The organism is Geobacillus vulcani PSS1 (assembly GCF_000733845.1).
GTDB classification, from domain to species: Bacteria; Bacillota; Bacilli; order Bacillales; family Anoxybacillaceae; genus Geobacillus; species Geobacillus vulcani.
Map to the genome: position 1 here is coordinate 3,158,859 of NZ_JPOI01000001.1, position 23,938 is coordinate 3,182,796.

The following is a 23,938-nucleotide window of genomic DNA, read 5'->3' on the forward strand; positions in this document are numbered from 1 at the left end:
TTCTCTTTGCAAACATAGACTATCTTTATTGTAAAGCGTCTTATCAACAATATACCTTTTGCCAATGGAAAAATGCAAATCATTCCATTCAGCAAAAAACGGCCGTCCGTTTTTCGGACAGCCGTTTTCATCACCGTTTTCCTTTGATGTATGGCGTGCCGGCCGCTTTCGGCGCCTCAGCGCGGCCGATGAAGCCCGCCAGCGCCAAAATGGTGAGCGCATAAGGAGCGATGAGCAAGTAAACGGTCGGGACGTTTTTCAAAAACGGAATCGTTTGCCCGACGATGCTCAAGCTTTGCGCCAACCCGAAAAAGAGCGCCGCCCCCATCGCACCGATCGGATGCCATTTGCCGAAAATCATCGCCGCAAGCGCCATAAATCCGTGCCCAGAAATCGTCGCGTGGCTGAAATCGCGGGAAATGATCGTCGCGTATACCGCACCGCCCAAGCCGCCGAGCGCGCCGCTGATCATCACAGCAATATAGCGCATTTTGGCGACATGAATCCCCATCGTATCCGCCGCCATCGGATGTTCGCCAACGGCGCGCAGCCGCAGACCGAACGGCGTTTTGTAAATGACATACCATGACACAAACGCCAGTGCAATGGCGATATACGACGGCGCGTACGCGTTGGAAAACAACAGTGGCCCGATAACAGGAATGTCGCTTAACACCGGCACGTCAATTTTGTCAAACCCGACTTGAATTTGGTCCGTTTGTCCTTTGCCATACATTTTCTTCACTAAAAACAGCGACAGGCCAAGCGCCAAAAAGTTGATCGCCACCCCGCTGACGACTTGATCAGCGCGAAACGTGACCGACGCAACCGCGTGCAGCAGGGAAAATACGGCACCGACCACCATGGCAGCCAATAAAGCAAGCCACGGCGTCCATTCGCCAAACCGATCGGCAAACGTCAAATTGAAGACAATGCCGACAAACGCGCCGATGGTCATCAATCCTTCAAGCCCGATATTGACGACGCCGGACCGTTCGCTAAACACGCCGCCAAGAGCGGTGAAAATGAGGGGAGCCGCAAAGAAAATCGTTGTCGGGATAATCGTTTGCAAGACGTCATACACGCTCACTTACTCCGCCCCCTTTTGCCAACGAGATAGCAACCAGCGGATCATGTAGCTGGATGCAACAAAGAAAATAATGAGCGCGATAATAATATCGACGAGTTCGGTCGGCACACCGGCACTTGACGGCATTTCCAGCGCCCCGACTTTCAAGGCGCCAAACAACAAGGCGGAGAGCAAAATGCCAAACGCGTTGTTTCCCCCGATCAAGGCCACCGCGATGCCATCAAATCCAAGACCGGTAAAGCCAGCTTTCGTGGAGATGTTTCCAAATGTGCCAAGCCCCTCCATCGCCCCGGCGACACCGGCAAATGCGCCGGAGATGACCATCGCTAAAATGATGTTGGCGCGCACATTCATGCCGGCGTACTGTGACGCGTGCTGATTGAAACCGACCGCCCGCAGCTCAAACCCTTTCGTCGTCCGCTCAAGCAAAAACCACATGACAAACGCGGCAGCGACAGCGATGAAAATGCCGTAATGCATGGTGGAGTGATGCGTAATGGCATCGAAAAAGTCGGAGTGAAGCGATGCGCTTTCTTTCACCGGCTTTGATTTAAATCCCTCATCAGACAAAACGGAACGGATGATGGCGTTCGTCACATGCAAGGCAATATAGTTCATCATGATCGTAATAATGACTTCATGCACTTTCAAATACGCCTTCAGCACGCCCGGAATCAAGCCCCACAGCGCTCCGGCCAACGCGGCGGCCAACAGGGCGAGCGGCAAATGGATGATTTTGGGCAAATCAAAGGACACCCCGACCCAAACAGCCGCCAGCCAGCCGACGATCAGCTGCCCTTCGACCCCGATGTTAAACAAGCCGGTGCGAAAGGCAAACGCCACCGCCAAGCCGGTTAAAATGTATGGCGTCGTCTGGCGGATCGTTTCGCCGATATAGTACGTATCGCCAAACGCTCCGTACACGAGAGCGGAAAAGCCGGCGATCGGATTGTAGCCGCTTGCGAGCATCACGATCGAGCCGGCGATCATGCCAAGAAGAACGGCCAACAATGGAATCAAAAATTGCTGGAGACGATTCGACTTCATCACGACACACCTGCTTCCTTCCGTTTGCTTCCGGCCATCAACAGCCCGAGCTCTTGTTCCGTCGTTTCTTTCGGATCGACGATGGCCACGATGCTTCCTTCATAAATGACGGCGATCCGATCGCTGACGTTCATCACTTCGTCGAGCTCAAACGAAACGAGCAGCACCGCTTTCCCGCGGTCTCGCTGTTCAATGAGCCGCTTATGAATAAACTCAATCGCTCCGACGTCAAGCCCCCTCGTCGGCTGAGCAGCGATCAACAAGTCCGGGTCGCGATCGACTTCGCGGCCGATGATCGCTTTTTGCTGGTTTCCGCCCGATAACGCCCGCGCCTTCGTATATTCATCCGGTGTGCGCACATCAAACTCGCGGATAAGCTGGCGCGCTTTTTCGTAAATGGCTTGAAAATTCAACAGACCCCGTTTCGAGTACGGCGGCTGATAGTACGTTTGCAGCACCATGTTTTCGCCGATCGGAAAGTCAAGGACAAGCCCGTGCTTATGCCGATCTTGCGGAATATGGCCGACGCCGGCTTCGATGATTTTGCGCGGCGGCAAATTCGTAATGTCTCGGCCGTTGAGGCGGATTGTCCCTGATTCCGCTTTGATCAAGCCGGTTATAGCTTCAATAAGCTCGGTCTGCCCATTGCCGTCGACTCCGGCAATGCCGACGATCTCGCCCGCGTGCACCGTCAAGTTCAAACCATTGACCGTTTTGATTCCACGCGCGTCCTTGACGACTAAATTTTGAATTTCCAACACGGGTTTCCCCGGTTCAGCCGGTTTCTTAGCGGTTGTAAACTGCACCTCGCGGCCGACCATGAGCGCCGCCAGTTCGTTCGGATTCGTCTCAGCCACATTGAGCGTCGCAATTCCTTTGCCGCGGCGGATGACGGTGACGCGGTCGCACACTTCCATAATTTCTTTGAGCTTGTGCGTAATTAAAATGATGGATTTCCCTTCGCGGACGAGCGTGCGCATAATTTGCATGAGCTCGCGAATTTCCTGAGGCGTCAACACCGCTGTCGGTTCGTCAAAAATCAAAATATCGGCCCCACGGTAGAGCGTCTTTAAAATTTCCACGCGCTGCTGCATGCCAACAGAAATATCGGCGATCTTTGCTGTCGGATCGACCGCGAGTCCATATCGTTCCGACAATTCGCGCACTTCGCGCTCCGCCCGCTTCATATCGATCGTCCCGGCCCGCGTCGGTTCACTGCCTAAAATAATGTTTTCCGTCACGGTGAACGTATCGACGAGCATAAAGTGCTGATGCACCATGCCGATGCCGAGATCATTGGCGACATTCGGGTCGGTGATGCGCACCGGCTTTCCTTTCACGCGGATTTCACCGCCGTCCGGTTGGTATAACCCAAACAGCACGTTCATGAGCGTCGATTTGCCAGCCCCGTTTTCGCCAAGCAGAGCGTGAATCTCCCCCTTTTTCACTTGCAGCGTAATGTTGTCGTTGGCGACAAACGTGCCAAACACCTTGCGGATATTGAGCATTTCAATCACGTATTCCAAGCGATTCACTCCTTACTCAAGCAAGGTCAAAATCACAAAATGAAAGGCGACAGCGAAACCGCCGCCCTTCATTTCATGATTTTGAAGAAGGCTAGCGGTGCGCACTAGCCTTCTTCGCCGTTGTTCGTCACTTGATCGTCGCAGCGAATTGTTCATACTCTTTCCGGTTTGTCGGAACTTTCACTTCGCCTTTGATGATTTTTTGCTTCCATTCGTCAACTGTTTTTAACACGTTCTCCGGAATGTTGTCTTGTGTCGGGGCAATGCCGACCCCATTTTCCGGCAGCCCGTACTCAATCGTTTTGCCGCCTGGGAAGTCGCCCTCTTTCGCCCGTTTCGCCGTGTCATAGACAGCAACGTCGACACGCTTCACCATCGAGGTGAGCGTTACGTTGTACGTTTTGCCGCCGACTTTCACTTCTCCCTCCGGCGCTTGGTCTTTGTCAACACCGATGACCCAAATTTCGCGGTTTGGATCTTTCTTCTTCAAATCTTTCGCTTCCGAGAAGACGCCGTTCCCAGTCGCTCCAGCTGCATGGTAGATGATGTCGACGCCAGACGCGTACATGCTCGAGGCGATCGCTTTCCCTTTATCCGCTTGGTCGAACGCCCCGGCGTATTGTACTTCCACAGTCGCCTTCGGATTGACCGCTTTCACGCCGGCGCGGAATCCGCTTTCGAATTTTTCGATCAACGGAATCTCCATCCCACCGACAAAGCCGATTTTATTCGTTTTCGTCATTAACCCGGCGACAACACCGACAAGGAACGAGCCTTCATGTTCCTTGAACGTGATGCTGGCGACATTTGGCTCGTCAACAACCGTGTCGACGATGGCGAAATGTTTTTTCGGGTTTTGCTTGGCGACTTCTTTCACCGCGTCGCCCATCAAATACCCGATGCCGAAAATGAGGTCAAAGTCGCTGCGCACAAGCTTGTTTAAGTTCGTGGCATAGTCAGCATCGCTCGATGACTGCAAGTAGTCGTAGCCGCCGCGGCCTTTTTCAAGCCCGTTGTCTTTGCCGAACTTTTGCAGCCCTTCCCAAGCCGACTGGTTGAACGATTTGTCGTCAATGCCGCCGACGTCGGTGACCATGGCGACGCTGAACGTATCTTTCTGATTGCCGCCTCCCGCATTGTTGCCGGCTTGTCCGCAGGCGCTAAGCAGCGTGCCAGCGGCAAGCAGGACGGACAACACCAATCCGATTCGCTTTTTCACATTCATTACCCCCTAGCTTAAAAATTTGTTCCTTAATTAGTATAAAGCTTCCGCTCTCTTTCTATGTACCCATTTTCACCCCCTTAAAAGCTGAACCGCTTCCGCATGACATGGAAGCTGAACTTGTCGGAGCGGAAGTAGTTGACGGAATAAAAAATCGGCTCATCGTTTTTATCGAAATGCATTTGCTTGAGCACAAGCAGCGCCGTTTCTGGGTCGCATTGCAAAATCGGCGACACTTTTTCGTGATAGCCGAGCGGCACGATGCGCGCGACCGCATAGGCGATGTCGCGATGCGTTTGGTTGTGCAAGTTTTCAAACAGCGACTCATGTTCATAGGAGATGCCCTTTGGCAAATATTTGCATAAAATTTTATCCAAGCAATACACGACCGGCTCCCCATCGGCGGTGCGCACCCGCTCGATGAGCAACAAATTCTCGTCCGGCCGGCATTGGAAGCGGCGCATATCGTCTTCCGTCGGCTGTTGGATGGAGGAAGACAAAAAAATCGTTCCTGGCTTGCGCCCCGCTTGGCGAATCATATCCGTGACGCTTGAGAGCTGCTCGATGCCGGACGTAAACAGCGGACGGGCGTTGACAAACGTTCCGACGCCGTGGCGGCGGATGATAATGTTTTCTTCTTCAAGCACCCGCAGCGCTTCCCTCAATGTCGCCCGGCTGACGCCAAGTTGTTTGGCAAGTTCAAACTCGGACGGCAGTTTTTGCTTTTCTTTGTACACTCCCGTTTCAATATCACGCTTGATGCGATCAATCACTTGCAAGTAAAGGTGGCGGCTGTCTGATTTGATTGACATGACAACGTCCTCCGTGTTACGCATTTCCGTTGAGATCAGACCTCTGACATTAGACATATAACCTTTTTGAGATTACTATATCATTTTTTACTGAGCAAATAAATAGGTGATATCAAATTTTGTCGAAGAAAAAGAAATAGGATTGGCAGCGCTTCCAATAAGATGTATGATTGAACGGGCAGGCTTTTTTCGCCCGCCCCTTTTCCTATTTATGATGTCTTTTTTAAATCTTCCTTCGACCAAAGAACAGCGCGCGGCTTGCTTCCTTCATACGGGCCGACGACGCCGCGCTCCTCCATGGCATCAATGAGCCGAGCGGCGCGATTGTAACCGATGCGGAAGCGGCGCTGCAGCATCGAGACAGAGGCGCTTTGCATTTCCACAACAAGACGGACCGCCTCATCGTACAACTCATCTTCAAGGGCTGAGGAAGCCGGTTCGCTGTCTTCGACGAACATCTCCTCATAATATTGCGCCTGCTGCTGGCCGATGACAAAGCGAACGACGTCTTCCACCTCTTGGTCGGAGACAAACGCCCCTTGGACGCGCACTGGTTTTGAGGCCCCCATCGGCAAAAACAACATATCGCCGCGGCCGAGAAGTTTTTCTGCCCCGCCCATATCCAAAATGGTGCGCGAGTCAATTTGCGATGATACACTGAAGGCGATGCGCGACGGAATGTTCGCTTTGATGACGCCGGTGATGACGTCCACCGACGGGCGCTGGGTGGCGATGATCAAGTGGATGCCAGCAGCACGCGCCATTTGCGCCAAACGGGTGATCGCTTCTTCCACATCCGAAGAAGCCACCATCATCAAGTCGGCCAATTCGTCGATGATCACGACGATGTACGGCAAAAGCGGTTGTTGTTCCGACGCCGTTTTGTTATGGTGGCGGATATGCTCGTTATACCCTTCAATGTTGCGCGTGCCGGTATGCGAGAACAGCTCGTAGCGCCGCTCCATTTCTTGGACGACTTTTTTCAGCGCCTGAGCCGCTTTTTTCGCGTCGGTGACGACCGGCGTCAACAAATGAGGAACACCGTTGTACACACTCAGCTCCACCATTTTCGGATCGATCATCATCAGTTTCACCTCATGCGGCTTTGTGCGCATGAGCAGGCTGACGATAATGCCGTTGATGCAGACGCTTTTGCCGCTGCCGGTCGCGCCGGCGATCAACAAATGCGGCATTTTATTTAGTTCCGCGGCGACGACTTCACCGGAGATGTCGCGCCCAAGCGGAATCAACAGCTTCGCCTTATCCCGTGTATGCTCAATGGCTTCCAGCACTTCGCGCAGCGAAACGGTGGCGATCTCTTCATTTGGCACTTCGATGCCGATCGCGGACTTGCCGGGGATCGGTGCTTCAATGCGGATGTCTTTCGCCGCCAAAGCGAGCGCCAAATCGTCGCTTAAACTGACAATTTTGCTCACTTTCACCCCGACATCCGGATACACTTCATATTTCGTCACCGCTGGACCGAGGTGCACTTGCGTCACTTTCGCCTTGACGCCGAAGCTTTGGAACGTTTTCTCCAGTTTGCGCGCGTTGGCGTAAATGTTCGCATGATCGGCCGATTGTCCGGCCGGCTTCGGCAGGCGAAGCAAATCAAGCGGCGGCAGGTCGTAATTGGTGTTTTCATGCTCGGAAAACGCCAACGGCGGCGCCGGTTTGTCCTTCTCCCCCCCATTGTCGCTTTCCACTCGTGAATTCCTCTCTTCTTCCGACTCAGCAGCCGACCGCACCGCCGCAAAATCGGAAATGATCGGCGGCGGGGAAAGCAGTTCCTCATCCGGCTCGACGCTGCTTGCTTCAGCCGGCTCGTCTTCCCGCTTTGCGGCCGCCCGCCGCGAGCGCCGGCTTCGGCCGCCGTTGGCCTTGCGCCTCCTCCCCGCCCGCCATTGCTTTATATCTTCGACAAACGCCAACCATTCTTTTCTCACAAACGCTGCGGCCAAAGCAACCCATTTGCCGGCCGTCTCGCGCAGCGATTTCCCGGTCAGCACGACAAAGCCGACGATGAACAGAAGGAAACAAATCCATTTCGTCCCGGGCAAATCAAACAGCTGGTAGCTGGCGGCAAATAACAGCGCGCCGACCATTCCGCCCCCTAAATCCACATCGGCTGCCTTGCCGCTTGCTTCGTTCCAAAACAGCCCCCACGTCGTCCGAATGACGCTCGGATCAAGCTCGCCGCGCCGCGACATGAGTTCAAACAGCTTGTCATGGCTCAAAAGCAGGAGCGCCGCAGCAATGGCCGAAGCGCCGACAAACGGGCGGCCCGTCCATGACGGCCACTCCCGCCGCCACATGAGGAGGAGCGATAATAGGAAAAGTCCGCCTACTAATAGCATGTACCATTCGCCGAAAAAAAAGCGGCTCACGAGCACGAGCGTCTCCCCGACAAGCCCGAGGCGGGCCATCGCCACGACGGCGACCGCGAGCAAGCCAAGGCCGATCAATTCAAAGCGGATGGTTTCCGTCCAAGGCTGCGTTTTTGACGGCTTCCCTTTTCTTCTTCGCTTTCGTTTCGCCATGATCGTTCACTCCAGCATGAATGAATTGGCAAGCCGGAAAAAAGCAGCCATTGTTGGCTGCTTTTTTCCGTTTGTTTACTATTATATCATGAACGGCCGAACAATTCATTACGATGTTGCCGCTGAAGCCGGAAATCGCGCCCCAGGCGCATATTTGGCGTTTAAAAAATGGGACGGATTGGTGCTTAAGTTTTGCACGATTTCATATTCTCCCGTTTCTACCGCTTGGACGAGAAACGGGATGCCATCGTAATGCACCATTTTCCGCTTCTCATAAGCGGCGGCATCGACCGGAAAAATCAAATGTTCGGGCATGATCGTATACAAAATCATTGGATCATCTTCCCTTCCCCGTTTTTCCTCATCGCGATCAGCTCGCGCAACTTCGCCATCGCTTGGGACACGCCTCCGACTTCGTCGATGAGCCCGTACCGGACGGCGTCAGGTCCAACGACGTTCGTGCCGATGTCGCGCGTCAAATTGCCTTTGGAAAACATGAGCTCTTTAAACTTTTCCTCACTGATCTTCGAATGTTTCGTCACGAAGCGGACGACGCGCTCCTGCATTTTATCCAAGTACTCAAACGTCTGCGGCACGCCGATGACAAGCCCCGTCAGACGGATCGGATGAATCGTCATCGTCGCCGTCTCGGTGATGAATGAATAGTTGCACGACACCGCGATCGGCACGCCGATCGAATGGCCGCCGCCAAGCACGATGGAAACAGTCGGTTTCGAGAGCGAGGCGAGCATTTCGGCAATGGCGAGCCCTGCTTCCACATCACCGCCGACCGTATTTAAAATGACGAGCAGCCCTTCAATTTTCGGGTTTTGCTCGATGGCCACAATCTGTGGAATGACATGCTCGTATTTCGTCGCCTTATTTTGCGGCGGCAGCTGAATATGCCCTTCAATCTGTCCGACGATCGTCAAACAATGAATGTTCGTATCGGGGTCCATTTGCGGAACGTTCGTCTGCCCGAGCTGGGTGATGGCCGCAGTCGCTTCCTCGGCCTTTGTTTCCGGCTGTTCCCCCTCTGTTTCCGCTTGAAAATAACGCTCCTTCTCCATCCATTTCGTCTCCTTTCTTGTCGGTCATACACTTAGTATGGCCGAAAGAAAAAAGAAAAATGCCGGCAACGGCTGACCGTTCCCAGCATTTTCCTCCTGACTTTGAGCATGATTGCATTATACTTCCATAATAATAGGCAAAATCATTGGTCTGCGCTTCGTTTTTTCAAATAAAAACTGGCTTAACGCTTCGCGGATGTTCGCTTTCAACGACGACCATTCAAGCATGTAGGATTCAAGGCAGCGCTCGATGATCGCCGCCACCATTTTCTCTGCTTCCTCAAGCAATGTCTCCGACTCACGCATATAAACGAATCCGCGCGAAATGATTTCCGGTCCCGCCGCGATCGTTTTCGCTTCTTTATTCAGCGTGACGACAGCGATCAAAATGCCGTCCTGAGACAATAAGCGGCGGTCTCGCAACACAATGTTGCCGACATCGCCAATGCCGAGGCCGTCAATTAAAATGTTGCCGTACGGCACTTTGCCGCCGGGACGGGCGGCACCGCCGCGGAACTCGATCACTTCGCCTTTGTCGATTAAAAACGTCCGCTCCTCCGAGATGCCAACCGCCTTCGCCAACCGGGCGTGCGCTTTTTGCATCCGATATTCCCCATGCACTGGGATAAAGTATTTTGGTTTCATTAAATTGAGCATCAACTTTAATTCTTCTTGGCAGCCGTGCCCCGATACGTGCACTTGCCGGTCGCGGTAAATCACGTTGGCACCGGCCCGGTACAAGGCGTCGATCGTTTTCGCAAACCCAAGCTCATAGCCCGGCATGACGGATGCGGCGACGATGACGGTATCCCCTTCTTTGATATTCACTTGTTTGTTCGCTTGACGCGCCATGCGCCAAAGCGCGCTCATCGGCTCGCCGTGCCCGCCGGTTGTCAAAATGACGAGTTCGCGGTCATGGTAGCGATCGAGATCGTGCGCAGAAATCGTCACCTTGTCTGGAACGTGCAAATAGCCAAGGCGCACGGCAATGTCCATTACTTTATGCAACGTTTTCCCAATTACTGCCACTTTGCGTCCGGATTGGTGGGCAGCGTACAGCACCTGCTGGATGCGGGTGATGTTGGAAGCGTAGCAGGCAACAAACACGCGGCCTTTCGCATGGCCGATCACGTCAGCGATCTCATAGGCGACCACTGTATCGGAGCCGCTGTAGCCAGGGCGCTCGGCGTTTGTACTGTCTGACAAAAGACACAGCACCCCCTCTTCGCCGATTTGCGCCATTTTTCCCAAGTCGGTGCGGTTGTTGCCGTACGGGGTTTGGTCAAATTTAAAATCGCTCGTGTACACGATCGCACCTTGCGATGTATGCAGGCTGATGCCGATCGAATCGGGGATGCTGTGAATCGTGCGGAAAAACGTCACTTTCGCCTTGTCAAACACGAGCTCCGCATCCGGATGAACTTCATTGAGCTTCGCGCCCGACACCCCTTGTTCTTTTAACAGCGCCTCCGCCAACCCAAGCGTCAACTTCGTTCCGTATACCGGCACAGACAGTTGCTTGAGCACGTAGGCGATCGCCCCCATATGCTCCTCGTGCCCGTGGGTGAGAAAAATGGCCTGAATGCGATGCTGCCGTTCAGTCAAATAGGCGATGTCCGGGATCACTTTGTCGATGCCGAGCATTTCGTCTTCCGGAAACATCACCCCGGCGTCGATGACAAAAATGTCCTCGTCCAATTCGACAACATACATGTTTTTGCCGATTTCCCCGACTCCTCCAAGGGCAAAAAGGCGTATTTTCTCTACCGGCTTTATTTTCGATTTCAAGGCTGCGTCCTCCCGATTATGATGCTAACCCGCTCAAAGTCACTTGCTTTTATTATAACGAATCGGTGCGGAAAAACACAAGATGGTTCATTCACCAGCCAATGGATTTCACAGCCAAGACAAAAAAAGGCCCCAACGCGCAGGCAAAGCGTTGGGGAGTCATTTCGCGGAGAGACCATGGTTACGACAGCGCATCGAGCAGGCGGCTTAGGTCCTTCCGCTCTTGTTCAGTAAGCGGCACAAGCGGAAGACGCACCGAACCGACGTCCAGCCCGCGCAGCTGCAGCGCCGTTTTCACTGGCACCGGGCTTGGAGCGGCAAACAAGCCTTTCATGAGCGGCACCCATTTTCGATGCAGCGCCGCCGCCTTCTGATGATCGCCCGCTAAAAAGGAACGAATCATTTCTTGCATTTCATTGCCAATGATGTGCGAAGCCACCGAGACAACGCCGGCCCCGCCGATGGCCAACACCGGAAGCGTTAAGCTGTCATCGCCGCTGTAGAGCAAAAAGTCGTCCGGCGTACGCTCAATGATTTCCGCCATGGCGTCCAAATTGCCGCTCGCTTCCTTGACAGCGACAATGTTCGAAACTTCGGACAGCCGGATGACCGTCTCCGGAGCAAGACTCACCGACGTGCGCCCTGGAACGTTATACAGCATCACCGGCAGCGATGTGCTTTCGGCAATCGCTTTGAAATGCTGATACAGCCCTTCTTGGTTCGGCTTGTTGTAATACGGCGCCACAAGCATGACAGCATCGACGCCCGCCTCTTCCGCCTTTTTCGTCAGCTCGATCGATGCACGCGTATCGTTCGTGCCCGTTCCAGCAATGACCGGCACCCGTCCGTTGACGACGGAGACGACATGGCGAAAAAGCGCGATTTTTTCCTCGGTCGTCAACGTCGGCGACTCGCCGGTCGTGCCGGCGACAACGAGCGCATCTGTGCCATTGTCAAGCAAATAGTTGACAAGCTCCGTTGTTTTTGCCAAGTCGAGATTCCCTTTTCGGTCAAATGGCGTCACCATCGCCGTTATGATGTTCCCGAACTGAACCACGATTTTCACTCCTCGCTCCAAATCGCTTCATCTTCGCCCGCACCCGCCTCGGATAGGCAGAAGGCGTCATGCAAGGCGTTGACCGCTTTTTCCATATCGTCTTGCTTCACTAACACCCAAATCGTCGTATGGCTGTCGGCGGATTGCAAAATTTGAATGCCTTGCTCCGACAAGGCAGTGACGATTTTCGCCGTCACCCCCGGTACGCCGGCAATGCCGGCGCCGACAACCGACACTTTGGCGCAATGAGGCGTCACGGCCGGTTCGTAGCCGATGCGGCGCAGGGCGGCCACCGCTTTTTCCGTCATGTCGCCGCTCACGGTATACACAACGCCATACGGCGAAATATTGATAAAGTCCACGCTGATCCCTTCATGAGCCATCGCTTGAAACACGTCAGACTGCAGCTCATAGTGACCTTCTTTCGCCAGCACTTTGATTTGCGTGACGTTGGCGACATACGTAATGCCGGTGACAAGCCGCTCTTTCACATCGCTTCCTTTTCGGCCGCGCATCGATGAAGTGACGAGCGTCCCGGGGGCATCGGAGTACGTCGAGCGGATGCGAAGCGGCACTTTCGCCTGCATGGCGATCTCCACCGCGCGCGGATGGATCACTTTCGCTCCTTGGTACGCCATGTTGCAAATTTCCGTATACGTAACGACGTCAAGCGGCCGGGCGCTCTCGACGATGCGCGGGTCGGCGGTCATGACGCCGTCGACATCGGTGAAAATATCGACCCACTCTGCGTTTAACGCCGCACCGAGCGCTGCTGCTGACGTGTCGCTCCCGCCGCGGCCGAGCGTTGTGATGTCGCCGTTTTCCGCCATGCCTTGAAAGCCGGCGACGACGACGACGTCGTATTGCTCAAGCGCCTCAAGGAGGCGGTCGCAGCGCATTTCGAGAATTTTTGCGTTCGTATGATCGCTGTTCGTGCGGAATCCGGCCTGAGCGCCGGTGAACGCCGTCGCTTTGATGCCGTGTTCGTTCAATAAGTTGCTGAACACAACGCTTGAGATGATTTCTCCGCACGCCATGAGCATATCTTGCTCGCGCTTCGTTACGTGATGGCGAGCGCCGCCAATCAAACTAAGAAGTGTATCGGTCGCATATGGGTCGCCGTAACGGCCCATGGCCGATACAACAGCGACCACTTTATAGCCGTCCTCAAGCGCCCGTTCAATATGGCGGCGCGCCAAGTTCCGCCCGCGCTCGTCGCGGACGGACGTGCCGCCGAACTTTTGAACAATGAGTTTCATGCTAACACCTCGATGCTTTTTCAAATGAGCCCGAGCTTCAACAAACTTTCCGCGATTTGCACCGAGTTCGAAGCCGCGCCTTTTAACAAATTGTCAGCGACAATCCATAGATGGAAGCCGCGGCGGTTGTCCAAATCGCGGCGGATGCGGCCGACAAACACGTCGTACTTACCGACGCAATGGGCCGGCATCGGGTACAACTGTTCGCTCGGATCATCTTGAAGCACGACGCCCGGCGCTTCGCGGAGCACGGCCTGCAAGTCGGCAACGGTGACGCCGTCTTGTTCAATTTCGATGTACACCGATTCCGAATGGCCGCTCGCCACCGGAATGCGCACGCACGTCGCCGCCACTTTCAGCTCAGGCATATGCATAATTTTTTTTGTTTCATTGATCATTTTCATCTCTTCAAACGTAAATCCATTGTCTTGAAACTTATCGATTTGCGGAATGGCGTTGAACGCAATTGGGTAATGCTTTCGGTCCGATTTCACTGGCAAAATGTTCGCCTCCACCGGCTTCCCTTCGAGCACCGCTTTCGTCTGCTCGTTGAGCTCTTCAATGGCCTGCGCTCCCGCCCCGGAGACGGCTTGGTACGTCGAGACAATGACGCGCTCTAGGCCAAACGCCTTCCGAATCGGCTCCAACGCCACGACCATTTGGATCGTCGAGCAGTTCGGATTGGCGATAATGCCGTTATGCCACGTCAAGTCGCTTTCGTTCACTTCCGGAACGACAAGCGGCACGTTTTCCTCCATCCGAAACGCGCTCGTATTGTCGATCACGATCGCCCCGCGCCGCACCGCTTCCGGCGCCAGCGCTTTCGATACGGCCCCGCCGGCGCTGAACAAGGCGATATCGACCCCATCAAAGCGCTCGGGCGATGCCGCCTGCACTTCGATCTCCTCGCCGCGGAAACGCATTGTTTTGCCGGCTGACCGCTCCGATGACAACAAGGTCAATGTTCCAACCGGGAAGTTCCGGTCTTCAAGCGTCCGCACCATTTGCTGCCCAACTGCCCCCGTTGCTCCGACGACAGCGACATGATATTGTTTTTGAGCCATCCACCATTCTCCTTCCACATCGTCACTCTAAGAAGTGAATTCATAATTTTTATTTTATCACATTCCGCTGTGGACGAGAGAACATTTTTATGCGGAACATGGATTTTCGATTCAGTTGTAGCGGAACCGCTCGATAATGACCGGCTGAAGTTGCTTCCCTTCCAGCGCGGCAAGAATCGTGTCGCGCAACAGCGGCATGTAGGCGACCATTGAGTTCGGCTTCGCCTGCGGGGCGTCTTGGCCGAACGGGATGAAATAAATGTTTTTTGCTGCCATCAGCCGCATCAAGTTGACGCCGTTTAAGCCGAGCGCATCGTTTGTGGAAATGCCAAGCACGACCGGGCGGTGGTTGCGCATCGTCGCTTTCGCCGCCATCAGCACGGGGGAATCCGTCATGGCGTTGGCCAACTTGCTCATCGAGTTGCCGGTGAGCGGAGCGATCACCATGCAATCGAGCGGAATTTTCGGTCCGAGCGGCTCCGCTTTGACGATCGTATCGATCACCTCATGTCCGGTCAGTTGTTCGAGTTTTTTCACCCATTCTTCCCCTTCGCCAAAGCGGGTGTTGGTCGTCTTAACCGTATACGTAACAATCGGCAATACTTCGGCTCCTTCATTGACGAGTTTTTCAATTTCCGGAAACACCGCATCATAGGTGCAATGCGACCCGGTGAGGCCAAAGCCGATCCGTTTTCCTTTCAAGCTGTTTCCGCTCATGCATGATTCTCCTCCCGTTTTTGTAAATCTGCATATAATAGTTGCGCCAAGACGTTGGCGATGATTTGCCCAGCTGTCTTTGGCGCGACGATCCCCGGCAGCCCGGGCGCCAAAATGGCTTTCACTCCCCGTTTTTCGGCATAGCGGAAGTCAGTGCCGCCCGGTTTTGACGCCAAATCGATAATCAACGTATGGGGCGGCATTTTGGCGATGACGCTCGCCGTCACGATGAGATGAGGCACGGTGTTGATGCAGACGTCAATGTCACGCACTTCTTTTTCCAAATCGTTTAAATGAAACGGCACGAGCCCCATTTCCGTAATGCGGGCGAGATGCTCCGACCGGCGCGCCCCGACTTTGACTTTCGCCCCCAACGCGGCGAACGTCCGGGCGACGGTCATGCCGACGCGTCCAAGCCCCAAGACGGCAACGCATGAGCCGTGGATCGTAAAATCCGTATGCTGAATGACCATCATCACCGTGCCTTCCGCGGTCGGAATGGAGTTGTAAATGGCGACATCGTCGCGCTCAAACAACTGCACGTGCTTGCGCCCTGTTTTTTTCACCAATTCGTCCAAATACGCGTTGCTGATGCCGGAATAAATCGTGCATTGCCGCGCCGTTTTTTGCACCATCTCTTCTGTAAACGGAATCGGTTCATGGGCAAACACGCTGTTGACATTTCCGTCCAACGTCGTGCCGTGAACCGGCAAAATGATCGCATCCAAATCTGCAAAATCGACTTCGCCAATCGGCAGCTTCATCGCTCCGGTGAAATGATGGGCAAGCTGGTCGAAGCCGACAAGCGACAACTTCGCATCGAGTTCAACGAGTTTGCGAATGACTTCAAGCTGCCTCGCATCGCCGCCGATGATGGCGATATGCATTCCTGTCAGCATCATGTTGTACGCTCACCTTCTTTTTTGGCAAACTGCTCCGTTTCCTTTCCCATCTTATGTTGGAAGGAAAATATAGGTGAATATCCTTGAAGGAAAAAATGGGCGATACGCGCTGTCAGCAGACAAGAGGCAGTCATTTTTTCCGTTTTTGTTCCTTACATATAGAAGTAAAGAAGCCAAAAAGGGGGAACCCAGCATGAGGCTGAGCGAGTTAAGCGGAAAAGAAATTGTCGATGTAAGCCGAGCCGAGCGGCTCGGAGTGCTCGGACAGACCGATTTGGAGATCAACGAGCAAACAGGGCAGATCGAGGCGTTGCTCATCCCCACGGGAAAATGGTTTGGGTTTCGCAAAGAGGGACAGGAAATTCGCGTACCGTGGAAATATATTCGCAAAATCGGCGCAGATATGGTGATGATCGACGTCCCCGAGGAAGGGTGAAAGAGGTGAAAACGAAAAAGCTAACAACCTAGCGAAAGGTCGTTAGCTTTTTTGAGCTCGGTCTATGAACGGAGCGGGCGCGGCAACACGCCGTCGGGGCTGATTAAGGCGAGCGCGTAATCGTCGGTGAACACCGTGCGCGCCAGTTCGTTTACTTTTTCCACCGTGACGCTTTCAATCTCTTCAATGATCTCATCAAGCGAGCGGTGGCGGCCGAGAAGAAGTTCATTTTTGCCGTTGCGGCTCATCCGGCTGTTCGTGCTTTCGAGCCCAAGCATCAGGCTTCCTTTCATCTGCTCTTTGCTGTTATGCAGCTCTTTTTCGGTCACCCCGTCCTCCTTCAGTTGGTGAATGGTCTGCTGGATCGTTTCGAACAGCACATCAAGCTGGCTGCTTCCTGTACCGGCGTAAATGGCGAGCAGGCCGCTGTCTTGGTAGGCGGAATGGTACGAGAACACCGAATACGCCAATCCACGCTGCTCGCGCACTTCCTGAAACAGTCGGCTGCTCATGCTGCCGCCTAAAATATTGTTTAAGATGAGGAGTGGGTACGCGTCCGGATGACCGATCGGCAACCCGTTGAATCCGATGCATACGTGCGCCTGCTCCGTGTCCTTTTTGCGCGCGATCTTTTGCGGCACAAACGACGGCGTCCCTGAAGAAGGCGGCTTGCTCTCTGCGGTGAACGAGCCGAAATAGCGTTCGACCTGGTCAATAAACCGTTCGTCGACGTTGCCGGCGACCGAAACGACGACGCGGTCCGGTGTATAGTAGTCCGTCATATATTGGCGCAGCGTGTCACCAGTAAACGTGCGCAGCGTCTCTTCCGTGCCCAAAATCGGATAGCCGAGCGGGTGGCCCGCATAGCACGCTTTGCCGAGCAAATCGTGGACGATGTCATCCGGTGTGTCTTCATACATTTTGATTTCCTCGAGCACAACATTGCGCTCCTTTTGCAGCTCATCCTCCACAAATGTCGAGTGGAAAAACATATCGGCGAGCATGTCAAGCGCCAACGGCGCATGTTCATCCAACACTTTGGCGTAGTAACACGTATACTCCTTCGATGTAAAGGCGTTCACCTGCCCACCGATGCTGTCGAACGCTTCGGCAATGTCCCTAGCCGTGCGCGTCGTGGTCCCTTTGAAAAACATATGCTCTAAAAAGTGGGAAATGCCGTTGGTTTGCTCCGTTTCATTGCGCGAGCCGGTCCCGATCCATATGCCGATGGCCACCGATCTTACAGTCGGGATTTGCTCGAGCACGATTCGCACACCGTTTTTGCACGTATACTTGTTAATCAACTCCGTGTTCCTCCTGTTTGTTTGCCAGTCTTTTCTCATCGAATAAGGCCGTCAAGCTGCCTAGAGCGTAGCCTTGGCGCTTGATCGAGACGATCAGCTCATCAAGCGCCGCCGCCGTCGGCATCGTCGGATGCATTAAAATGATGGCGCCAGGATGGACGTTTGACGTCACCCGTTTCACTATAACAGATGGCGACGGTTTTTGCCAATCAATTGTATCGACGCTCCATAGAATCGTTTTCATGCCAAGTTCCGAGGCGATCTCGACGACCTCGTCGCGATAGCTGCCGCTGGGCGGGGCAAACCATTTGCATTTGACCGCTGTCGCCGCCTCAATCACTTCATTCGTTTTCTCGAGCTCGCGGCGAATGTCGTCGCCGCTGAGCGTTTTCATATCAGGATGGCTGTAGGAATGGTTGCCGATTTCATGGCCAGCGTCTGCTATCATTTTTGCCATCTCCGGGTGATTTTTTACCCACCGTCCTTCTAAAAAGAACGTTGCCTTGACATGATGTTTTTTCAGCGTCTCAAGCATATCGGGGAGGTATTCTTCCCCCCAGGCGACATTGACCGTAAACGCCACCATCGGCTTGTCAGGATGGCCGCGATAAATCGGCGCCGGCGGCAAATCGTTCAAATGAATGCGGGGCGGCACTTGTCGGAACACGAGTTTTCGCTCATCAAACGTCCCTGTTTTCTTCATGTTTTGATAGGAGGCATCAATGTCGACGGCGAGCCCGTTGTAACCAGGCGTCGCCTTCCACACTTTATCAATGACCGCATCTTGGGCGGGAATTTCGTATTGCTTCGCTTGCTTGACGATCGTGTCATACAGCTTGTCGCGCTCTTTCATCGCGGTCGTTTCCACCGGACGCCAGCTTGCAATGTAATCGCCAACCGGCGGCCAATGAACCGCCGCCCAGGCGGCAAGAAACATGACCGCTAGCGCCATATAGCGGGCATAGCCGTTATTCACCCTTGTCCCCCTCCTTTTTTACTACTACAACATATGTTTTCGGGGGACAGGATAGAACATAACAAAAGAGCCTTAAGAAACAAATTCCTAAGGCTTCATGCGATGGCGCTCCGGCCGTCTTCCTCGTTTTTCCCGCGATTCGCGCGGCGGTTCCCCTCCAATGTTGCGGGCATCCCGCAACACCGCTTTGCGCGACAAGTTGACGCGCCCTTGCTTATCGATTTCCGTTACTTTGACTAAAATTTCATCGCCAATCGAAACGACGTCTTCGACTTTGCCGACCCGCCCTTCAGCAAGCTCGGAAATGTGGACAAGCCCATCTTTGCCGTTGAACAACTCAACAAAGGCGCCGAATTTTTCAATCCGCTTCACTTTGCCTAAATACACTTGGCCGACTTCGACTTCGCGGACGATGTCTTCGATGATTTGCTTCGCTTTTTGATTGGCCGCTTCGTCCACAGACGAGATGAAAATCGTGCCGTCTTGTTCGATGTCGATTTTGACGCCGGTTTCGTCGATGATTTTGTTGATCTGCTTGCCGCTTGGTCCGATCACCTCCCGGATTTTGTCCGGGTTGATGTGCATGATCAAAATTTTCGGCGCATATTTGGACAGCTCTTTACGCGGTTCGCTGAGCGTTTGCATCATATGGTCCAAAATCTCAAGCCGCCCTTTGCGCGCTTGCATGAGCGCCTCTTCCAAAATCTCGCGCGTCAACCCTTTGATTTTAATGTCCATTTGCAATGCGGTGACGCCTTTTCTCGTGCCGGCGACTTTAAAGTCCATATCGCCAAGATGGTCTTCAATGCCTTGAATGTCGGTCAAAATCGTGTAATGGTCGTCGTTTTTCACCAATCCCATGGCAATGCCGGCGACCGGTGCTTTAATCGGCACCCCAGCATCCATCATCGCCAGCGTGCTGGCGCAAATGCTCGCTTGCGATGTCGAGCCGTTCGACTCCAGCACTTCCGAAACGAGGCGGATCGTATACGGGAATTCGCGCTCCGACGGCACGACCGGCTCAAGCGCCCGTTCGCCAAGCGCCCCGTGTCCGATTTCACGACGCCCCGGCCCGCGCATCGGCCCGGTTTCCCCGACGGAAAACGGCGGGAAGTTGTAATGGTGCATAAACCGCTTCGATTCTTCCAAATCAAGCCCATCCAAAATTTGCACATCACCAAGCGCCCCAAGCGTACAAACGCTCAACACTTGGGTCTGCCCGCGCGTAAACAAACCGGAGCCGTGCGTGCGCGGCAGGACGCCGACCGCCGATGAGAGCGGACGGATTTCATCGACTTTGCGCCCATCGGGACGGATTTTCTCGACCGTGATCAAACGGCGCACTTCCTCTTTCACAAGCTTATGCAAAATTTCCTGTACTTGCTTGAGCTTCTCCTCATCCGCTTCTTCCGCCTCATATTTGGCGATGACGCCCGCTTTCACATCTTCAATCGCCGCATCGCGCGCCAGTTTCTCCGGCACTTGCACCGCTCGCTTAATGTCCGCTTCGGCAAGCTGGCGAATTTCCGCCTCCAACGCTGGATCCGGCTCGTAAAGGACGACTTCCATTTTTTCTTTGCCGACTTGGGCGGCGATTTCCTCTTGGAAAGCGATGAGCCGCTTCACTTCCTCATGGCCGAACATGATCGCTTCCAAAATTACTTCTTCCGGCACCTCATCTGCCCCGGCTTCCACCATGTTGATCGCGTCTTTTGTGCCGGCGACGACAAGATGCAGATCGCTTTTTTCCATTTGCTCCACCGTCGGATTGATGACAAACTGGCCGTCGACGCGGCCGACGATGACGCCGGCGATCGGCCCTTCAAACGGAATGTCGGAAATCGTCAGCGCCACCGACGAACCGATTAAGGCCGCTACTTCTGGCGCGCAGTCTTGATCAACGCTCATGACCATCGAGACGACTTGCACTTCATTGCGGAATCCTTCGGCAAACAGCGGGCGAATCGGTCGGTCAATCAGTCGGCTCACCAAAATCGCTTTCTCGCTCGGACGTCCTTCGCGCTTAATAAACCCGCCCGGAATTTTCCCGACGGCGTACAGCCGCTCCTCGTAGTTGACGGTGAGCGGGAAAAAGTCGACGTTTTTCGCCTCCCGCGACGCGGTGGCCGTGCTCAACACGACCGTATCGCCGTAGCGGACGAGCGCCGCTCCGTTCGCCTGTTTCGCCAGTTCGCCGGTTTCAACAATGAGCGGCCGCCCGGCCACATCGATGGAAAACACGCGTTTTTCTTGTTCCATACAGACGAGTACTCCTCTCTATGTACAAATGAAAATATGGATCCGCTGATGATTAGTATAGACGAATTGGCGCCGTTGTTATCATCGCCGCGTGAATCGAACCTGTAAACTAGCAAAAAAGCGGGAATGCTCCCGCTTTTTTATCGACGTAATCCAAGTTTCTCAATCAATTCACGGTAGCGCGCCACATCTTTCTTGCGCAAGTAGGCCAATAAGCGGCGGCGCTTCCCGACCATTTTCAGCAAGCCGCGCCGTGAATGATGGTCTTTTTTATGAATGCGCAAATGCTCGTTCAAGTTGTTGATTTGCTCCGTCAGGATCGCAACTTGCACTTCCGGAGAACCGGTGTCGTTCTCGTGGATTTTAAATTGCTCGATGATTTCGCGTTTGCGCTCCTGCGTCAATGCCATCCGTGTTCACCTCCCTAGTCTTAGATCCCCGATTGCCGAGCGGGCGTCGGTGACTCGCCTAGCCAAGCAATGGTTCGCATACATTGATTAGAATACCTCTTTTTCCGGCAAAATGCAAGTCTTTTCGTCGAAACAGCGGAAATACTGCTCCGCCTCTTTCTTGTCACGGGCGATTTGCGCCGTCAGTTCGTCGACACTGCCGAACTTCCGCTCGCTCCGGATGCGGCGATGCCATTCAATCGTCATCGATTGCCCGTAAATGTCGCCGGAAAACGCGAACAAATGCACTTCAATATTCGGCAACCCTTCTCGTCTGTCGTGGAACGTCGGCTTGTAGCCGACGTTCGCCACTCCGTCATACATCCTTCCACCGACAGCTGCGCGAACGGCATAGACGCCGACTGCCGGCAAGGCATAATCGCTGTTTAAAGCGATGTTCGCCGTTGGAAAGCCGATCATCCGCCCGCGCCGCTCTCCGGCCACGACCGTCCCTTCCAGCTCGTAAAAGCGGCCAAGCAGGCGGGGGAGCTGTTCAACCGCCCCGTCTTCGAGCAGTTTCCGCACCCGAGACGAGCTCACTTTTTCCCCATCGACCACAAGCTTCGGAATGACCGTCTGTTCAAAACGGCCGCGCGCATGGAGTGGCATCGTCTCCATCGTTCCTTTTCCGAACCGCCCGTAAGTGAAGTCAAATCCAGCGACGACATGCTTCACATGCAATCCGTCCAAATATTGGTCAACGAATGCTTCCGGCGGCAACGCAGCAAACGTCGGCGTAAATTCCACGATGTACAGCCGGTTGACGCCAAGTGATGCCATCAGTTGCTCCTTTTTGCCAAGCGGCGTGATCGAGCGCAACTCGGACTGTTTGCCGAGCACAACGGACGGATGAGGGTGAAACGTCATCACCGCACTTTCATACCCGCGCTCGTTGGCGATCTCGACCGCGGTGCGGATGACTTTTTGATGGCCAAGGTGGATGCCGTCGAAATAACCGAGCGCCATCACCGTCGGGGGAAGCGCCTGGCGCTCGAGGCGATGCGGATGCGAAAGAAACAGCGTTTCCATGTCTATGACCCACCTTCTTTATTTCCAAATGGCACCCGCGGCGTTAACGAAACACTTTGAGCGGCTTCATCAAGCCGGGGCGCGCCGGATGCTTCACGTACAGGGCCAGCGCTTCCCGCTCGGGCGAAACAAGCACAACCGGCCCGTCAAGCTTCTCGAAGAAAGCGGGAAGCCGGAGCAACGCCCCGTTTTTCACCTTCTCTGCTACTTTATCATTGATTTCATATTTCGGCAAATGAAAAAGCGCTCGCTCGATCGGGATGAGCAAAGAAGCCGCCGTCCCATCGGCCGCCCGCCGCTCCACCTCTTCCAATGTCACGCAATCTTCAAGCCGAAACGGCCCAGACGCCGTGCGGATGAGGTCGGACATATGGGCCGGATAGCCGAGCCGTTCGCCAATCGTCACGGCCAGCGTTCGCACGTATGTCCCTTTGCTGCACGTGACGCGAAAGCGAAATGACACCGTTTCTCCGACAAATTGTTCGCGTTCATCAAGCAACTCCAGCTCATAAATGGTCACACGCCGCGTCGGACGTTCGACTTCGATGCCAGCGCGCGCGTATTCATATAGTTTTTTGCCGCCCACTTTCACCGCGGAGTACATCGGCGGCGTTTGCTCAATTTCCCCAGTCAAGCTGTCAAACACCGCTTCGATCTCCGCACGCGCGATCGCCCGGTCAACCGGACGGGCGGCGATGATGTCGCCGTCCGCATCTTCGGTTGTCGTCGCGACGCCAAGCGTCACTTCTCCTTCATACGTTTTCGTCGTCCCGGTCAAAAACTCGGCGATGCGCGTCGCCTTGCCAAGGCAAATGGGCAGCACGCCGGACACGTTTGGGTCAAGCGTTCCGGTATGCCCTGCTTTTTTTACGCCAAGCAGACGGCGCACTTGGGCCACGCAGTCGTGAGACGTCATCCCTTTCGGTTTATGGAGCAGCAATACCCCGTCCATCGGCGCACCCTTTCCGTTTCCATAATCATGAATGGAAATGGATAGACGGTTCGTCTATCCATTGTTCGGCTTCTCATCCACTTCTTTCGCCGGGTGGTCATCGCTTGAAATTTGCCGGATCAACTGTTCGATACGGCTGCCGTATTCAATCGTTTCATCGATTTCGAAGAAAATTTCCGGCGTCTTGCGCAGGCGGATGCGCTGCCCGATTTCCGAACGAATAAACCCTTTCGCTTTTTCGAGCGCCTTCAATGTATTTTCCCGTTGTTCATCATCCCCGAGGACGCTGATGTACACTTTCGCCTGCTGCAAATCGCCGGTGACCCGCACATCGGTCACCGTCACAAAGCCGATGCGTGGATCTTTCAGCCTGCGGCTGATGATGTCGCTCAACTCTTTTTTCATTTGCTCGCCAACGCGAGTTGCCCGTATATTCATC

22 protein-coding genes are annotated in these 23,938 nt (G+C 54.2%); 1 reads left to right on the forward strand and 21 read right to left on the reverse strand.

Translation table 11 applies throughout. The features are described from left to right. Nucleotides 1-130: 130 nt before the first annotated feature. The 14 genes from N685_RS0116920 to dpaA form a co-directional block, all read right to left on the reverse strand. Nucleotides 131-1,090 carry an ABC transporter permease gene (locus N685_RS0116920; protein ID WP_031410313.1) on the reverse strand — a complete coding sequence of 320 codons (960 nt, stop codon included), beginning with the start codon at nucleotides 1,088-1,090 and terminating at the stop codon, nucleotides 131-133. Next, a complete protein-coding gene (locus N685_RS0116925) occupies nucleotides 1,091-2,137 on the reverse strand; it encodes an ABC transporter permease (protein WP_031410315.1) in 1,047 nt (348 codons plus the stop codon). It abuts the gene before it with no gap. Then, nucleotides 2,137-3,663: an ABC transporter ATP-binding protein gene (locus N685_RS0116930; RefSeq protein ID WP_031410317.1), complete on the reverse strand. Its 1,527-nt coding sequence runs from the start codon at nucleotides 3,661-3,663 to the stop codon at nucleotides 2,137-2,139. The genes N685_RS0116925 and N685_RS0116930 overlap by 1 nt, the downstream gene beginning before the upstream one ends. 127 nt (nucleotides 3,664-3,790) lie before the next feature. Beyond that, a complete protein-coding gene (locus tag N685_RS0116935) occupies nucleotides 3,791-4,882 on the reverse strand; it encodes a BMP family lipoprotein (RefSeq protein ID WP_033842377.1) in 1,092 nt (363 codons plus the stop codon). An 83-nt stretch (nucleotides 4,883-4,965) separates the two neighbouring features. Continuing rightward, a complete protein-coding gene (locus N685_RS0116940) occupies nucleotides 4,966-5,697 on the reverse strand; it encodes a GntR family transcriptional regulator (protein ID WP_013145714.1) in 732 nt (243 codons plus the stop codon). A gap of 209 nt (nucleotides 5,698-5,906) precedes the next feature. Further along, nucleotides 5,907-8,237: a DNA translocase FtsK gene (locus N685_RS0116945; RefSeq protein WP_031410322.1), complete on the reverse strand. Its 2,331-nt coding sequence runs from the start codon at nucleotides 8,235-8,237 to the stop codon at nucleotides 5,907-5,909. Nucleotides 8,238-8,345: 108 nt separating this feature from the next. Next, nucleotides 8,346-8,570, reverse strand: coding sequence for a YlzJ-like family protein (locus N685_RS0116950; RefSeq protein ID WP_031410324.1), 225 nt, complete (start codon nucleotides 8,568-8,570; stop codon nucleotides 8,346-8,348). Further along, the gene (locus N685_RS0116955; protein ID WP_031410326.1) at nucleotides 8,567-9,307 is read right to left on the reverse strand and encodes a ClpP family protease; all 741 of its coding nucleotides are present in this window, start codon (nucleotides 9,305-9,307) and stop codon (nucleotides 8,567-8,569) included. Before N685_RS0116955 ends, N685_RS0116950 begins: the two co-directional genes overlap by 4 nt. A 117-nt stretch (nucleotides 9,308-9,424) precedes the next feature. Next, the gene (locus N685_RS0116960) at nucleotides 9,425-11,095 is read right to left on the reverse strand and encodes a ribonuclease J (RefSeq protein ID WP_031410328.1); all 1,671 of its coding nucleotides are present in this window, start codon (nucleotides 11,093-11,095) and stop codon (nucleotides 9,425-9,427) included. Between the two features lie 181 nt (nucleotides 11,096-11,276). Continuing rightward, nucleotides 11,277-12,152 carry a 4-hydroxy-tetrahydrodipicolinate synthase gene (dapA, locus tag N685_RS0116965; RefSeq protein ID WP_031410330.1) on the reverse strand — a complete coding sequence of 292 codons (876 nt, stop codon included), beginning with the start codon at nucleotides 12,150-12,152 and terminating at the stop codon, nucleotides 11,277-11,279. Nucleotides 12,153-12,157: 5 nt separating this feature from the next. After that, nucleotides 12,158-13,411 (reverse strand): aspartate kinase, encoded by a 1,254-nt coding sequence (gene dapG / locus N685_RS0116970; protein WP_031410332.1) that lies wholly within the window; start codon nucleotides 13,409-13,411, stop codon nucleotides 12,158-12,160. Nucleotides 13,412-13,431: 20 nt separating this feature from the next. Further along, nucleotides 13,432-14,475, reverse strand: coding sequence for an aspartate-semialdehyde dehydrogenase (gene asd / locus N685_RS0116975; RefSeq protein ID WP_031410334.1), 1,044 nt, complete (start codon nucleotides 14,473-14,475; stop codon nucleotides 13,432-13,434). Between the two features lie 111 nt (nucleotides 14,476-14,586). Next, nucleotides 14,587-15,192: a dipicolinate synthase subunit B gene (locus N685_RS0116980; RefSeq protein WP_011230774.1), complete on the reverse strand. Its 606-nt coding sequence runs from the start codon at nucleotides 15,190-15,192 to the stop codon at nucleotides 14,587-14,589. Then, nucleotides 15,189-16,094 (reverse strand): dipicolinic acid synthetase subunit A, encoded by a 906-nt coding sequence (gene dpaA / locus N685_RS0116985; protein WP_013145722.1) that lies wholly within the window; start codon nucleotides 16,092-16,094, stop codon nucleotides 15,189-15,191. Before dpaA ends, N685_RS0116980 begins: the two co-directional genes overlap by 4 nt. 193 nt (nucleotides 16,095-16,287) lie before the next feature. Between dpaA and N685_RS0116995 the strand changes: the two genes are divergently transcribed. Further along, the gene (locus tag N685_RS0116995) at nucleotides 16,288-16,530 is read left to right on the forward strand and encodes a YlmC/YmxH family sporulation protein (protein ID WP_031410337.1); all 243 of its coding nucleotides are present in this window, start codon (nucleotides 16,288-16,290) and stop codon (nucleotides 16,528-16,530) included. A 62-nt stretch (nucleotides 16,531-16,592) separates the two neighbouring features. Here N685_RS0116995 and N685_RS0117000 read toward each other — a convergent pair whose 3' ends face one another. From N685_RS0117000 to rbfA, 7 genes are all read right to left on the reverse strand, one after another. Then, entirely contained in the window at nucleotides 16,593-17,834 is a 1,242-nt protein-coding gene (locus tag N685_RS0117000) for a M16 family metallopeptidase (protein WP_031410338.1), read from the reverse strand. Continuing rightward, nucleotides 17,827-18,810, reverse strand: a complete 984-nt coding sequence (locus N685_RS0117005; protein ID WP_031410341.1) for a polysaccharide deacetylase family protein — start codon at nucleotides 18,808-18,810, stop codon at nucleotides 17,827-17,829. Before N685_RS0117005 ends, N685_RS0117000 begins: the two co-directional genes overlap by 8 nt. Before the next feature lie 87 nt (nucleotides 18,811-18,897). Further along, nucleotides 18,898-21,069 (reverse strand): polyribonucleotide nucleotidyltransferase, encoded by a 2,172-nt coding sequence (gene pnp, locus N685_RS0117010; RefSeq protein WP_031410344.1) that lies wholly within the window; start codon nucleotides 21,067-21,069, stop codon nucleotides 18,898-18,900. Between the two features lie 140 nt (nucleotides 21,070-21,209). Further along, the gene (gene rpsO / locus N685_RS0117015; protein WP_031410346.1) at nucleotides 21,210-21,479 is read right to left on the reverse strand and encodes a 30S ribosomal protein S15; all 270 of its coding nucleotides are present in this window, start codon (nucleotides 21,477-21,479) and stop codon (nucleotides 21,210-21,212) included. Between the two features lie 87 nt (nucleotides 21,480-21,566). After that, nucleotides 21,567-22,547, reverse strand: a complete 981-nt coding sequence (gene ribF, locus N685_RS0117020) for a bifunctional riboflavin kinase/FAD synthetase (RefSeq protein WP_031410347.1) — start codon at nucleotides 22,545-22,547, stop codon at nucleotides 21,567-21,569. 43 nt (nucleotides 22,548-22,590) lie between these two features. After that, nucleotides 22,591-23,499, reverse strand: coding sequence for a tRNA pseudouridine(55) synthase TruB (truB, locus tag N685_RS0117025; protein ID WP_031410349.1), 909 nt, complete (start codon nucleotides 23,497-23,499; stop codon nucleotides 22,591-22,593). 54 nt (nucleotides 23,500-23,553) lie between these two features. Further along, nucleotides 23,554-23,937 (reverse strand): 30S ribosome-binding factor RbfA, encoded by a 384-nt coding sequence (rbfA, locus tag N685_RS0117030; RefSeq protein ID WP_031410351.1) that lies wholly within the window; start codon nucleotides 23,935-23,937, stop codon nucleotides 23,554-23,556. Nucleotide 23,938 lies beyond the last annotated feature (1 nt).

What these genes read in the sequence shown, in the direction of transcription:
- N685_RS0116980 (WP_011230774.1), bottom strand. Translation starts at nt 15,192, where the DNA reads ATGAGCGGAAACAGCTTGAAAGGAAAACGGATCGGCTTTGGCCTCACC.
- rbfA (WP_031410351.1), bottom strand. Translation starts at nt 23,937, where the DNA reads ATGAATATACGGGCAACTCGCGTTGGCGAGCAAATGAAAAAAGAGTTG.
- N685_RS0116940 (WP_013145714.1), bottom strand. Translation starts at nt 5,697, where the DNA reads ATGTCAATCAAATCAGACAGCCGCCACCTTTACTTGCAAGTGATTGAT.
- N685_RS0116950 (WP_031410324.1), bottom strand. Translation starts at nt 8,570, where the DNA reads ATGATTTTGTATACGATCATGCCCGAACATTTGATTTTTCCGGTCGAT.
- rpsO (WP_031410346.1), bottom strand. Translation starts at nt 21,479, where the DNA reads ATGGCATTGACGCAGGAGCGCAAACGCGAAATCATCGAGCAATTTAAA.
- N685_RS0116925 (WP_031410315.1), bottom strand. Translation starts at nt 2,137, where the DNA reads ATGAAGTCGAATCGTCTCCAGCAATTTTTGATTCCATTGTTGGCCGTT.
- dapG (WP_031410332.1), bottom strand. Translation starts at nt 13,411, where the DNA reads ATGAAACTCATTGTTCAAAAGTTCGGCGGCACGTCCGTCCGCGACGAG.
- asd (WP_031410334.1), bottom strand. Translation starts at nt 14,475, where the DNA reads ATGGCTCAAAAACAATATCATGTCGCTGTCGTCGGAGCAACGGGGGCA.
- dpaA (WP_013145722.1), bottom strand. Translation starts at nt 16,094, where the DNA reads ATGATGCTGACAGGAATGCATATCGCCATCATCGGCGGCGATGCGAGG.
- ribF (WP_031410347.1), bottom strand. Translation starts at nt 22,547, where the DNA reads ATGGAAACGCTGTTTCTTTCGCATCCGCATCGCCTCGAGCGCCAGGCG.
- truB (WP_031410349.1), bottom strand. Translation starts at nt 23,499, where the DNA reads ATGGACGGGGTATTGCTGCTCCATAAACCGAAAGGGATGACGTCTCAC.
- N685_RS0116995 (WP_031410337.1), top strand. Translation starts at nt 16,288, where the DNA reads ATGAGGCTGAGCGAGTTAAGCGGAAAAGAAATTGTCGATGTAAGCCGA.
- N685_RS0116955 (WP_031410326.1), bottom strand. Translation starts at nt 9,307, where the DNA reads ATGGAGAAGGAGCGTTATTTTCAAGCGGAAACAGAGGGGGAACAGCCG.
- N685_RS0116945 (WP_031410322.1), bottom strand. Translation starts at nt 8,237, where the DNA reads ATGGCGAAACGAAAGCGAAGAAGAAAAGGGAAGCCGTCAAAAACGCAG.
- pnp (WP_031410344.1), bottom strand. Translation starts at nt 21,069, where the DNA reads ATGGAACAAGAAAAACGCGTGTTTTCCATCGATGTGGCCGGGCGGCCG.